Below are 14,032 nucleotides of genomic sequence, written 5' to 3' on the forward strand. Positions count from 1 at the left end.
GCCGCCGGCCCGTGTTACGCCTCGTCTCGATCTCTCTCGAAACGCATCGAGTTTTATTATGGTTTCGCGCACGTTTCGCCGTGGAATGGCCGTTGCAATCTCGGCGGCTTTTCTTGCCGGCGGCCTCGCGTATTTCGGCGGCTCGGTTTCGGCCGTAGATCCCGTTGCCGGCGAGGTTAAGCCGAGCGCGTCTCTTTCCGACGACGGACACATCGGCAAGATCGTCGACGTGCAAGGGCTCGTCTCGCTTCGTCCCTCGGCCGCCGAACGCTGGACGCCGATCGGGCGCGGCGTTGCGCTCCGGCCGGGCGATCGGCTCCGAACCGACATTCGCGGCCCGAACGCCGTGAAGCTGCGCCTCACGTCGGGCGTGGAACTCACGCTTGGGCCCGGCACGCTCGTCGAATGCGTTGCGCCGCTTCATGCTCACATTCAAACCGGTGAGTTGCAAGTCAACTACTTGCCGTTGTCCACGGCCAATCGGGCACCGCCGGGCAATGTTTCGCCGTTCGTATTGCTCGGGCCCGATAAGAACAACCCGAGCAAGGAAGCGGACAAACTGTCGCTGGCCGGCGGTACGAAGACGTTTCATCGCGTCGTCGATCGGACACACTCGCTCCAAACGCTTACCGCAGCCGGCACGTTGCCGAAATGGCTCGCGGGCTTCGAGGGGTCGTCGACTCAAGAATCGCTAGGGTCGCTCATCGTGAACTTGCCCGACGGGCGCAACGAGCCCCTCACGATCGGCTACCACAAAGTCGACGTCGAGATTCGCGATCAGATCGCACGGACCACGATCGAGGAATCGTTCGTCAATCACACTTCCTCACGGCTCGAAGGAACGTTTCATTTTCCGCTCCCGCAAGACGCGTCGATCTCCGGCTTCGGCATGTGGATCGGCAACGAATTGGTCGAGGCCGACGTCGTCGAAAAGCAACGGGCTCGCGAGATCTACGAAACGATTCTGCGCGAGCGGCGCGATCCCGGTCTGCTCGAATGGACGAGCGGCAATCTGTTTAAGGCCCGGGTGTTTCCGATCGAAGCGAATTCCGAGAAGCGCGTGAAGATCGTCTACACGCAGGTGTTGCCGCTGCGAGGCGATAAGTTTCGCTACCAATACGGCCTGCGCAGCGACCTGCTCCGGATGAAGCCGCTGCGCCAGTTATCGGTGAACGTCACGATCCAATCTTCGCGCGCCCTGAAGCAAGTCGCCTGTACGACGCATTCTGCTCGAACGCAACGCACCGCACACTCGGCGCAAGTCGATTACTCGGCGCAGGGAACCTCGCCCGATCGCGATTTCGAGGTCGTCTGCGAAGTCGACGGCCGGCAAAACGACGTCGTCGTCGTGCCGCATCGCCGCGGCGACGACGGCTACTTGTTCGTGCAACTCTCGCCGCCGGGCAGCGCCGGCAATTGGCAACGCGAGCTGGTTCCCGACGGCGAGCCGATCACGCTCGTCTTGCTGTGCGACACCTCGGGCTCGATCGATTCCGAAAAACGGAAGCAACAGGCCGAGCTCGTCGCGACCATGCTCCGATCGCTCGGCGACAAAGATCGATTTCTGCTCGGTGCGACGGACGTCGGCACGGTTTGGGCATTGCCGGATTTGCTTTCGCCGGCCGCCGACAACATTCGCCGCGCATGCCTATTTCTCGACGAGCGCGTCTCGCTCGGTTGGACGAACCTCGATCGTGCGTTCGAGGCCGCTTTGGCGAAAGCGCCGGCCGGCGCGCAGATCGTCTACATCGGCGACGGCATCCCCACCGCCGGCGATCGCGATCCGGCGGCGTTCGTGCGTCGGCTCAAGAAGATGCTCGAAGCGCGGCGCGCGACGAACGGGTCTGCTTCGGGCGACGTCGCCGGCCCGACGCTGCACGCCGTCACGATCGGCAACATCCATGAAGCGGTCGTGATGCGCGGCATCGCCACGGTCGGCGGCGGCTCGATCCGCGCGATCGCCGGCGAGCAGACGCCGCAGGTCGTCGCGCGCGAGTTGCTGAACGAGATCGCGCGGCCCGGCTTGCGCGATCTGGCCGTCGAGTTTCGCGGCGTGAAGGTCGGCGCGATGTATCCCGAGCGGCTGCCGAACATCGCCGTCGGCACGCAACAAATTCTCGTGGCCCGCTACTTGCCGGAAGGGAAGGATCAGTCGGGCGAGATCGTCGTGACGGGCCGACTCAACAACGAGCCGGTGCGCTACGCGGCGCGCGTCGAATTTCGCGACGCCGAGGCCGGCAACTCGTTTATTCCCCGGCTCTGGGCTCGCTCGCATCTAGATCATCTGTTGGAGCAGGGGAGCAGCCCGGCGTTGCAAAGCGCGATCATCGCGCTCTCCGAAGAGTTCCACATCATCACGCCGTACACGTCGCTCTTGGTCTTGGAAACCGACGCCGATCGGGAACGCTTCGGCGTGAAGCGGCGTTTCGAGATGCGCGACGGCGAGCAATTCTTTCGCGAAGGAAAAGCGCAGGCCGATTTCGAGCTGGCCGCCGAGCAGATGCGCCGCGCCGGCGATTGGCGGCTCGACATGCGCCGCAGCGTCTTACGCCAACTCGCCGCGCTCGGGCGCGACGGCGACGTGTTTCATCGCCGCGGATACTATCCGGCCGACTTGTACGGCGTTCCTCCGTTCAGGATGAGCAACACCTTCACGGGTAGTGGTTCGCTCGTGATCTCGGAGGGATCGCTCACCCTCGGAGGCGCCGCGGGAGACGATAGTTCCGTGAGCCGGACTTTATTATTGGCGGCTTCAGGAGAACTTGCGGGGAGTGAGAGTGATGAGAATTTGGAACGGGAGGATCGGGATGAGAGCGTCGTCGACGGCGATGAAGAGTACGCTCGACCCGGCGAGCAGGACCTGCTGCGAGCGCATGGGGACGCCGATTCCTTTCGGATCTCCCGTGAAGCGACATTCGCCGAAGCAGGCGAGGGAAGATTATCGCTCGGCTTCGGAGGGGGCGAACGGCAGGCGCAGATGTTGTTCGAGCCGCGAGGTTGGGCCTCGGAAGTAAATCGAAGGGGAGGGGGCGGATTCGCCGGTGGAATGGTCGGAGGGGGCTATCTCGACCCTGCCGATCAAGCGCGTAACCTGCAACGGTTCTTCCCCCCGCTCCCGCCGAAGCCGGCCCTGGCGGCGCGAGCGCCGGAAAAGAATCCTCCACGTTGGCTCGCCGCGTGGTCGCCGGAAGCGTTGCAACTTTCCGAGAGTCTGCTCCGCACATCGGCCCTTGCGAAGCTCGCCGGCGGGATCCTCGTCGAGGAGCGGCACGACGACTTCGATCCGATCTGGGACCGGCGCACCTCGCACTCGTCTGCGACGGCGCTATACGCCCCCAAGGCCTGGCTGACGAAAACCGTTCATTCCGACGGGCTCTTCACGGTCGACTACGGCAACGAGCGGGAACGAGGGACGTATTTTCCGTCGCTGCTGCTCGGCCGAAGCCGGGCCGCCGTCGAGGGGGACTTGCGTCCGCAGCCGCTCGTGCGCGACGACGGATCTATCGAGCCGTTGCACGAAGCGCATCCGTATCAACAAGCGCGCGTCGAGCATCCGGCGCAGAATCAGGCGCTGCTGATCGTTTCGGAGCCCCATCAACACTCGAGCTGGCGCTATCTGATCGATACGGCGAAACACGTGCTGCTCGGCACGCAATGGTTCCACGATGACAAACTCCACGGCACGAGCGAGCGGAGCGAGTTCGTCGAAGTCGGCGGAACGTGGTGGGCCACGAAGGTCGTTGCGACCGACGACCGAAGTCGAAAGCTATCGGAGACTCGGTTCGCGATTCAATCACTCGAACCGGCGCACTACGAGGCCCGCCTAAAGGCTGAGTCGATAGCGAAAGACGACGTTTGCTTCCTGCACGGCCGACTGCCGACGTTGGCCGCCGCGCGGCGAAGGCAAGCGGAAGGTTCGGCAGGTTTCGAAGACCGAATGGTATTGCTCTCGGGCTATTGCGGGAAGCAGCAATGGGCGGAAGCGCTCGCGCTCTACGACACGATCGAGAAGCTCGACGGCCGAGGAGCAAACGACACGCCGAAGCCGGGCCTGCGCCGGATGCGGATCGCGCTGCTCGGCATGATGCGGCGCAATGAAGAGGCCCGGCGCTTGCTGTCGGAAGAAGCGCAGCGCCTCGTCGCGGAACCGAAAGCCGCAGAGCGTGCGACGGCCGATTTCTTGCTCGCGGAGCACGCCGGCGTTTCCGAGACGCACGAGCACCTGCAATTCCTTGCGCTCTTGAAACCGGTCTACGAGCGCCATCCCGACGACCTGCACGCGCTCCCGAAATGGCAAACCGAGGAACGGGAAGCATGGGCCCGAACCGACCGCGGCGAAGAAACATTAGCGCAGCATAAAAGTGCGGCGCAGCGGGAACCGTGGAGCGAGCATTTGCAGGTGTCGTATGCTCAACTCCTCCAGCGAGAAGGAGAGTTCGACGGCGCGCTCGCTTGGCTCGACCAGGCGATCGTCGAACGGACACGCCGAGCCGGCGCGGAAGATGAATCGCTGCGACGAGCGTATGTGGACCTGCTCTATACCCTTTCTCGTAAGCCGGAGCTGGTGAAGTTCACGGCGGGTTGGATCGCGCATCGGCCGAATCTCGAATATGCCTATCTGCAACATCTCACGGCCTTGCAATATGCCGGGGAAGAGAAGCAGGCCGACGAGCTCGCGCTGCGATGGATGCGCGAGGCCCGCTCGGGAGGCAAGCTGAGCGATGAACGACGCGCGCGATTGCTGGGAGCGATCTCCTTCGCTCAAGAAGATGGGAACCGAGGTTACGGTCGGCGCATGGACGAGCGGTGGTTCGAGCCGATGGCCGAGACCGCGCGGTTCTTCTTGCGCGATCCGGACGAACGGACGATCGTGCGCGAGGCGATCGACTTCTCCGGAGAGATCCGCGATCGGCTTCGGGGCGAGTTCTTCACGATCTTACAAAAGGAAGTTGCGACCCTCGCGCAACACCGCATCCGGTTCCTGCTCAGGGAGGTCGGTAACGATCGGCTGGTGTTTCCGAATCGGCTCGCCGGACGGAAGGAAATGAACGCCGCCGCGATTCCGAACGAGGTCTGGAAGCCGATCGCCGACGGGCTGCGCGCGCGGTGGGAAAAGATGCCGCCGGAAGAGATCCCGCTCGACGGCTCGTTGCCGACAAACACCGAGCGGCGCGAGCTCGCCGGAGCGCTCCGATCGATCTATGCGAGCCGCTTCGCCGAGACGGAGCTGCTGCCGTTTCTCCGGCGCAAGCTGGAAGTCGCACCGCCGGCGCGGAAGCAGGACGAACGTCAGGATCTGTTCGAGACGCTCGTCTCCGGCGCGTGGACGGAAGAAAAAGAAGCCGAAGCGTTCGGGCTCATAGGCGCGCTCGGGAACGAAGGCTCGGACATCCGAGTGGCGACGGAAATCGGCGCGTTGCAGCGCTTCGTCGATGCGATGCTGCGCGGCCGACAAGAGGCCGCGATGAAAGCGCTCGCCGATCGTGGGGAAGTCGACAAGCTCACGCGCAAGGAGCTCGCGGAAAGAAAAGCTGCGCTGCGGAAGGAAGCGCTCGCAGGGGTCGCGAAGCGCTTGGGGAGCGTCGACCAGCCGGAGCGAGAAGCGAAGCTGCCGACCGATTGGCTCCGAATGGAAAGGGCTTGGCTCGATGTGCAATTGGAGCGCAACACGGAAGGGGTGCTGAAGTTCTGTCGCACCGCGCTCGACCAAGCTGCCGCGACACCGATACCCGATGCCGAGGACCAAGAGATCGCTGCGGAAGTGCGGGTCGAAGCGGAAATCAAGGAGCTGCTGCAACAGCGCATGCTGGCGACATGGATGTATCTCGCAACGCGCAAGAGCGCGAAGCCGGAGCTTGCCGAGCAGCTCTTGCGTTATCTCGATGCGGAGATCGCGCGACGAAGCGCAGACGATCTTAAGCATCGAGCCGGCGGCGAAGAGTTCGCCGATGCGTGGCGCAGGGAGAAGTATCGGTTGCTCACGGCGCTGGATCGGCCCGACGATTTGGAGCGCGAGCTGCGCGCGTGGATTCGGGCCGGCTCGACGACTGCTCCGTGGCGGCAGGAGCTCGCCTTAGTCCGCGCCGAGCGCGGCGACCTTGCGGAGGCGATCGCGCTGTTCGAAGCGGCCGAGAAAGATCGGTTGCTTTCGCCCGAGGATTACCGCCGACTTGCGAATTGGTATCTGGCGACGAAGCGGCCCGACGACTATCGGCGCGCCAAGCTGGAATCGTTTGCCCGGTTGCCGGAAAACATTCTCTCGAACATCCTCTATCGCGCCGAGCAGCGGCGCAACGCGGAAACGGCGAAAGGGCTTCCGATCTCGTTCGACGAAGATACGCTGTTCGCGTTCGGAGCGTTGTTGACGAAGGCGGCGAGCCCGGAACATTACCCTTCGTCGTTGCGCGAGACGTACGAAACGGTGCGCGATCCGCGATTGTTGCGCTGGATTCCCGACGGGGCGCTGGGACGTTCCCCCCAGCAGATTTATGAGTATCTGCAAGGGCTTTCGAGCGGGTTGCTCACGGCCGTGCGCAACGAAGCAGCGACCGATGAGATTCGAGCCCGAATCGAAGAGTTACGCAAAAGAGAGTTGACGCCGGTCGATCGCCGCGCGCTCGACTTGTTGGAACTGGTCGTCGAATGGAAAGCCGCGGAGGTATTGGATCAGCCCGGCCCTCACGCGGCGGCGTGTCTTGCATTGCTCGAGCGGACGAAACCAGGCCCGAGGTCGGAAGAGGAAACGCGCCAAAGGGCCGGGCTCTTGAAGGGGCTCGGTACAGCGAAGCACGTGGCGCTGCGCGACGAGCAATTGCGACAGCTGAAGCAGTTGCGGCAGGAAGCGAAGCCGGGTTCGCGCGACCGGCTGAACATCGCGGCGGACCTCGGCCGGCTCTTGTTCGAGAGTTATGAACTTCGAGACGAAGCGCTACTGCTCTTCCAAGCCGAACTCGCCGACTACGTGCAGGCTCGCGGCGGCCGGCTTCCGCGCGCCGACTACGAACCCTTCGCTGCGTACGTGAGCTTCTTGATCCAAGCCGGGAGGTTCGTCGAAGCCGAGACGTTGGTGCAAACGCATGAGAAGCTTGCGGAGAATCGCGCGGATCGCCGCTGGTTCGTTGAAAAGTTGGCGCTGGTCTACGATGCGGCCTTGCGCGACAAGGCGGAAGTCTCGCTCGGAAAAGGGGAGACGCTCTTCAAAAGTCTTACGGCGCTCGGCCTGAAACAGATCGAAACGGCGCAGACAGACGACGAACGGAAGCTCGCGGTGGATCGGCATGTGCGGACGTTCTGGACAGCCCGCAAAGCGGAGGTCCCCGGCGTTGCGGAAGCATCGAGCACGTTTGCATTCGAGCAACTGCCGGCATTTCTCAAGCTACAGTCGACGGATTACGACCACATCGTGAAATTGCCGATGGCGACACTCGATCAGCCGACGAGTCACAAGGAGATGTTGCGCTACATCGTCGAACGGGTCGAGCAATGGCCCCCGCGCTTGCAGGGATTTGGGCGGGGACCGTTGGCGACCTTCGAATATGAAATCGCCGAACACCGCGGTGAGCTACAAACCGCGAACCTCAAAGACCTCGAGGCGCGCTTGTTTGTCTTAGTGCGCGCTCAGTTTAAGCGTCATCTGAGTACCGATGAAAGTAACGGAATCTATCGGCTCTTTCATCGACCGGGCGAGGATTGGAAATCGCGCGTCGGAGATTTCACCGCCGCCGCGGAAGAAGCGTATCGCGAACAAAAACAGTCGGGCCGACGAGTGACGGCCGTGGCCGCCTATGTTTGGCAGGAGCTCGGACTGCACAAGCGGGCGATCGAAATGCTTGCGACGGCCGAACGAGAAGGGTTGCTCGTGCGAGAAGAATCCCGCACCTTGGTCGAATACTTGCGCAGCGAAAGTCGCCATGCCGAAACGCTCCCGGTGTTGGAATCGTTGGTGCGCGCCGATCCCGACGTGATGCAAGATCAGGCCGCCTTGCTGACGGCCTACCACGATGCGGAACAGCCGCAGAAAGCCGCCGAGCAAGCCACGGCGATCGAGCGACATTTTCATCGGCCAGGGCGTTGGACCGAGCAAAACATCGCGATGTTCGCCGAAGCCTGTTTACGGGCGAGTCTCTACGAGAAAGCGATTACTTACTTCAACGAAGCGATCTCGCTCCGCCGCCGCGCCTCCGGAGTAGGTCGCGCGGTCAACGATGCCACGTTGTCCGAATGGTATCAACGCTTGGCGTTTGCCCACGGCGCGCTGGCGCAGATGCCGGAAGCGGTCGAAGCGGCGCTGGGGGCCGTCGTCTGTTGGAGCCCGCGACATGAGCGGCGCAAGGAAAGTCTGCAAGTTCTCGACGATGTCGTCGACCGCGCGGATCAACTCGACCGCTATGTGAAATCGAAGGACGACGAGGCGCAAGCGTCGGGCCAAGACAGCCCCTTGTTGCGCAAAGCGTTCGGCAAAACTTATCAACATCGAGGGGCGCACGACAAGGCGCTCGTGCAGTTGCTCGCGGCCCAAGCGCTGCAGCCGAACGATCGGGAAGTGTCGGAGATGTTGATCACGTCGTACGATGCGCTCGACCGACCCACGGAGGGAACTCGGCAGCTCCTCGCGCAGATCGACTACGATCGGCACGACCTGACGCTGTATGAGCAGTTGGCCGAACGGTTGAAGAACGACGAAGCGGAAACGGAGCGGGCGACGACGTCGATCGTCGAAGGGGGGCCGACTGAGGCGGAAAATCATGCGGCCTTGGCCGCGATCCGGCAGAAGCAACGGCGCTGGAACGAGGCCGCCCGGGAGTGGGCCGAGGTGGCGGAACTGCGGCGTCTTGAACCGACCGGACTGTTGGGCTTGGCCGAAGTGCAGCTCACGCTCCGGCAATGGGACGAGGCGCGCCGGACGCTCGATCGGTTGCAAAAGACGGAGTGGCCCGACCGGTTTGCCGAGCCGCTGCGGAAGGTCGACGAGCTGCGCGCGAAGCTGCCGAAGTGACGGTTGCGGAAACGCGACCGGGGACCGCGAGCATCGCTGGACGCCGAACGGGCGAAGGCGTAGATTGCTCGTGGGTTCCGCAAAGTTCACAGTTCCAAAGGATTAACCGTGGCTAAGAAGAAAGTTGCAGCAGCGAAAAAGAGTGCGAAGAAGCCGGCCGAGCCGGGCATCGTGGCGAAGGTCGTCGCCGCGGTCGTGAAGGTCGAGAAGAACGTCGCGGCGCGCAGCGCCAAGCGTCAGGCCGCCGTGGCGAAGGTCGTGGCTAAGGTCGCTACGAAGATCGCCGGCGCGACGGAAGTCGTGGCCGAGAAGGCCGAGAAGCGCGCCGAGAAGAAGCAAGTCGCGGCGAAGAAGGCCGCCGCACCGGCGCCTGCCGCTCCGACACCGGCCCCGCCGGCGCCTGTCGCCGCTCCGGCTCCGGCAGCGAAGCCGGCTCCTGCGAAGAAGAGCGCTAAGAAGCCGACCGCGAAGAAGAAGTAACCCACTCTCGGAACGTCGGCGGGCGGCGCGAACGTGCGCGGCCCGCCGACGTCGCCGTTTCGCATCTCTCGTTGCGCTCGAACTCTCCGAGCCTTCTCGCGCCGCACTCTCATCGGCACGCGCGATCTTCTGCGACGCTCCGAGCCCCGTGGATTTCCTCCCCGCCTCGGTCTCGATTCTCTCGTTGCCTCGCGCCGGCTTACTTGCCCGCGGCTTGCTCAAAGCCGCGCTTCTCGCTCGCTGCAAGCGTTTGCGCGCCCGCGTCCGCGTTTCGCATGAGGAAGACCACGGCTTGCCCGCAGGGCATTCGTGAGACATATGCTCCTGTCAAGATTTTACGGCTGGGCAAATGCGAACGTCGCCGCGGTTCGACTCCTTCTTCGAACTCGCCGGCGACCGTCAAGTACCGAGGTTCACGCACATGGAATTCGCCGACGCCGAGCTCATCGCCGACTTCGTGGTCGAGTCGCAAGAAGGACTCGCCGACATCGAGCAACAGATGCTCGCGATCGAAGCCGGCGGCGCGCAGCCCGACGCCGACTTGGTCAACGCCGTGTTTCGCACGATGCACACGATCAAGGGAACGGCCGGATTTCTCGGCCTCAGCCGGATCGGATCGTTGGCGCATAGCTTGGAAGAAGTTCTCAACGGCATGCGCAATCGTGAGGTGGCGACCAGCTCGGAGCTCGTCACGTCGATCTTGAAGGCCGCCGACTTCATGAAGGGGCTGATCGACTCGGTCGAGACGTCGAACGACGCCGACATCACGGAACACGTCGCGGCGATGCACCGCTACCGGCCCGTCACCGAAGGCGAAGCCACGGTCGAGGCGGCGCAGGCTGAAGTCGTCGCCGAACCAATTACCGCACCGGAAAACAATACGGCGGCCACCGGCGGCGCCGGGCCGGAGCTCAGCGAAGCGGTGCGTGAGTTTTTGATCGAATGCTACGAAAACCTCGATCGAATGGATCACGACCTATTCGTGTTGGAGCAAAACCCGGCCGCGGAGAATTTGCTGCGCGGCATCTTCCGCACGATGCACACGATTAAAGGGGGGGCAGGCTTTTTGGGCCTCGGAGCATTGGAAAAGCTTGCCCATACGGCCGAAAATCTGCTCAGCAAACTGCGCGACGGAAAGCGAACCCTCACGTCCGACATCGCCGGCGCACTCTCCGCGACGGTCGATAAATGTCGTGAAGGGCTCCGCCTGGTCGAGGTTGCCCAGAGCGATGTCGGGTTCGACACGGAATCGGTCGTGCGGCAGCTGCTGCTTGCAGACCGAGACGAGAAGAGCCCGACGATCGTTGCTGAGATCGCGAATCCGCTCGTCGTTCCTGCGGCGTTGCCCGTCGCACCGGCCGCGCCTTCCGTCGCTCCGTCGTCCATTGCTCCGGTGTTGCCCACGGCCGAAGCGGCTTCGTCGGAGAAGTCGCAGCTCGCGGCCGGCGACAGCACGATTCGGGTCGATGTCGGGCTGCTCGATAAGTTGATGACGCGCGTCGGCGAGTTGGTTCTCGCGCGGAATCAGATCGTGCAGTTTACGAGCAAGCTTGAAGACATGGCCTTCATCCGCACGGCGCAGCGTTTGAATCTCATCACGACCGAGCTGCAAGAGAGCGTGATGAAGATGCGGATGCAGCCGATCGGCAACGTCTGGTCGAAGTTTCCGCGCGTCGTTCGGGATCTTGCTTCGCAACTCGGCAAGCAAGTCCGGATCGACATGGAAGGAAAAGAGACCGAGCTCGATAAGACGATCGTCGAAGCGATCAAAGATCCGCTGACGCACTTGGTGCGCAACTCGGTCGACCACGGCATCGAAGGGCCGGAGCAACGGCGTGCGGCCGGCAAGCAGATCGAGGGCTGCTTACTGCTGCGGGCCTATCACGAAGGGGGCCAAGTCAACATCGAGATCACCGACGACGGCGCCGGATTGAACCTCGATCGGATTCGCAAGAAAGCGATCGACAAGGGATTGCTCACGCCGGATCAAGCCGGGCGAATGTCCGATCGAGACGTCGCGCAGTTGATCTTCGCACCCGGCTTCTCCACGGCCGAGCAAGTGACGAGCGTCTCCGGGCGCGGCGTGGGGATGGACGTCGTGAAGACGAACATCGAACGCATCAGCGGCACGATCGATCTGCAAAGCCGGCCCGGCCAAGGGACGACGATCAAGATCAAAATCCCGCTCACGTTGGCGATCATCCCGGCCTTGGTCGTGACGAACGACGGCGATCGCTACGCGATTCCGCAAGTCAGCTTGTTGGAGCTCGTTCGGCTCGAAGGGGACGAAGTGAAGAAGAACATCGAATACGTGCACGGCGCGCCGGTGTATCGGCTGCGCGGGAAGTTGTTGCCGCTGGTTTATCTCTCGCAACGCTTGGGATTGGCCGAGCGCCGGGAGACGAAAGAGGAGTCGGCGAGCGACGCAACTCCGAACGACAGAGCTGCGAATGACTGCGCTGCAAATGAGGGAGCGGTGAACATCGTCGTGCTGCGGGCCAACGATCGGCAGTTCGGGCTCGTCGTCGACAAGGTGAACGATACGGAAGAGATCGTGGTGAAGCCGCTCAGTCGACAACTGAAAGGGCTTTCCGAGTATTCCGGCGCGACGATCATGGGCGATGGCACGGTTGCCCTGATTCTCGACGTGATGGGGCTCGCCATCGCCGCCGGATTGGCCGCCGAAATGCGCGAGCAGAAGAATTCCGGCGCGTCGAAAAGCGATGAGAAAGCGGGTCGTCCGCTCGAGACGTTGCTCGTCGTCGACTTGGGAGACAGCCGACGCTTCGCGCTGCCGACCTCGATGATCTCGCGGCTCGAAAAGGTTTCGCACTCCGACATCGAATACGCCGACGGCCGAGAAGTGATTCAATATCGCGGCGCGATCTTGCCGCTGGTGCGATTGAGCGAAGTGTTCGGTGCCGCACCGCAAGCAGGATCGCCGCAAGACGAACTGCAAATCGTCGTCTATGCCGATCAAGACCATCATTGCGGGCTCGTCGTGCAGCGGATCGTCGACATCGTAGAAACGGAATTGAACCTCTCGACCTCGAAGCGCGACGACGACAACCTGCTCGGTACTTCGATTATTCAACAGCGCGTAACCGACGTGCTCAACCTGCGCCGCCTCGCCCGACGGCCTGCCGCCACCAAGTTCAAGAGCCATTAGAAGTGCATTATGAATAAACGTACCCGACAGTTTTGCACGTTCTACGTCGACGATTTGTTTCTCGGCATCGACGTGCAACAGATCCAAGAAGTGATTCGGTATCAGACGATGACGCGGGTGCCGCTGGCGCCGGCGGCCATCAGCGGGCTGATCAACTTGCGGGGTCAGATCGTCACGGCGATCGATCTTCGCCGGCGACTCGGCGCACCGCTTCGCCAGCCGGATCAGCCGCCGATGAACGTCGTCGTGCGCGACGGCGAGAACGCGGTGAGCCTGCTCGTCGATCGGATCGGCGATGTGCTCGAGGTCGACGACGAATTGTTCGAATCTCCGCCGTCGACCGTGCGCGCCGACGTTCGCGGACTCATCACAGGGGCTTACAAACTTCCCGATCGGTTGCTGCTCGTCTTAGATCGAGGACGAGCGTTGGCCGAAAGCGACGGAGCGGAAACACGACTGGCCGGGTGACGCTGGAATTCTTCCGAACGCCGCCCCTCATCCGGCCTTCGGCCACCTTCTCCCGGTGGGAGAAGGATTACTCCCGAATCCTTTTGCAGACAACTCATTCAATTCAACTCGCATCTTAATGGAGAATCGTTCGATGACTACAACCCTTCGCAAACCGAAAACAACCGCGGCATCGGCCGGTAAACGAAACTTGGAGAACGCCGCGCTCTTGGCCGCGATCGGCAAGTCGCAGGCCGTGATCGAGTTCAACCTCGACGGCACGATCCTCCACGCGAACGATAATTTCTTGAAGGCGCTCGGCTACTCGCTCGACGAAATCGTCGGCCGGCACCACAGCCTCTTCGCCGACGACACCTATAAGCATAGCGCCGAATACCGCGAGTTCTGGCTGAAGCTGAATCGGGGCGAGTTCGTCGCCGGCGAGTTCAAGCGGATCGGCAAAGGGGGCAAAGAGATTTGGATTCATGCCTCGTACAATCCGATCTTCGATGCCGGCGGTCGGGCCTATAAGGTCGTGAAATTCGCCAGCGACATCACGGCTGCGAAGTTGCAAAGCGCCGACTTCGCCGGACAGCTTTCCGCGATCAGTAAGTCGCAAGCCGTGATCGAGTTCAACCTCGACGGCACGATCATTCACGCGAACGAAAACTTCTTGAAGACGCTCGGCTACTCGCTCGACGAAATCAAGAGCCGGCACCACAGCTTGTTCGTCGACGAAAGTTATAAGCACGGTCCCGAATACAAAGAGTTTTGGGCGAAACTGAATCGGGGGGAATACACCCAGGGTTGTGAAGCTAGCGGGGTTGCTTTTTCACGAGGGGTTGCGAGACTTTTCTTCGGGGCATCGTCTCGGAGTTAAGCGATGTTGTCATCGATCTTTGCGCCGTTCGTAAAGCAGGGTCCGGCGGCCGTGATGTTTC

Annotated in this window: 5 protein-coding genes; all 5 read left to right on the forward strand. The window is 62.4% G+C overall.

Features of this window, described 5'->3' with window-relative positions; all coding sequences use genetic code 11:
- The first annotated feature begins 58 nt into the window (after positions 1-58).
- Entirely contained in the window at positions 59-8,995 is an 8,937-nt protein-coding gene (locus K8U03_22310) for a VIT and VWA domain-containing protein (protein ID MCE9607630.1), read from the forward strand.
- A 108-nt stretch (positions 8,996-9,103) separates the two neighbouring features.
- A complete protein-coding gene (locus K8U03_22315; protein ID MCE9607631.1) occupies positions 9,104-9,475 on the forward strand; it encodes a hypothetical protein in 372 nt (123 codons plus the stop codon).
- Positions 9,476-9,896: 421 nt separating this feature from the next.
- Positions 9,897-12,644, forward strand: a complete 2,748-nt coding sequence (locus K8U03_22320; protein ID MCE9607632.1) for a chemotaxis protein CheW — start codon at positions 9,897-9,899, stop codon at positions 12,642-12,644.
- Between the two features lie 9 nt (positions 12,645-12,653).
- Positions 12,654-13,112 (forward strand): chemotaxis protein CheW, encoded by a 459-nt coding sequence (locus K8U03_22325; GenBank protein ID MCE9607633.1) that lies wholly within the window; start codon positions 12,654-12,656, stop codon positions 13,110-13,112.
- Positions 13,113-13,230: 118 nt separating this feature from the next.
- A complete protein-coding gene (locus K8U03_22330) occupies positions 13,231-13,971 on the forward strand; it encodes a PAS domain-containing protein (protein MCE9607634.1) in 741 nt (246 codons plus the stop codon).
- Positions 13,972-14,032: the final 61 nt, after the last annotated feature.

The organism is Planctomycetia bacterium, assembly GCA_021413845.1.
In the GTDB taxonomy this organism is placed as follows: domain Bacteria; phylum Planctomycetota; class Planctomycetia; order Pirellulales; family PNKZ01; genus PNKZ01.

Coding starts and splice junctions, on each gene's coding strand:
- K8U03_22320 (MCE9607632.1), top strand. CDS start 9,897: ATGGAATTCGCCGACGCCGAGCTCATCGCCGACTTCGTGGTCGAGTCG.
- K8U03_22325 (MCE9607633.1), top strand. CDS start 12,654: ATGAATAAACGTACCCGACAGTTTTGCACGTTCTACGTCGACGATTTG.
- K8U03_22310 (MCE9607630.1), top strand. CDS start 59: ATGGTTTCGCGCACGTTTCGCCGTGGAATGGCCGTTGCAATCTCGGCG.
- K8U03_22330 (MCE9607634.1), top strand. CDS start 13,231: ATGGAGAATCGTTCGATGACTACAACCCTTCGCAAACCGAAAACAACC.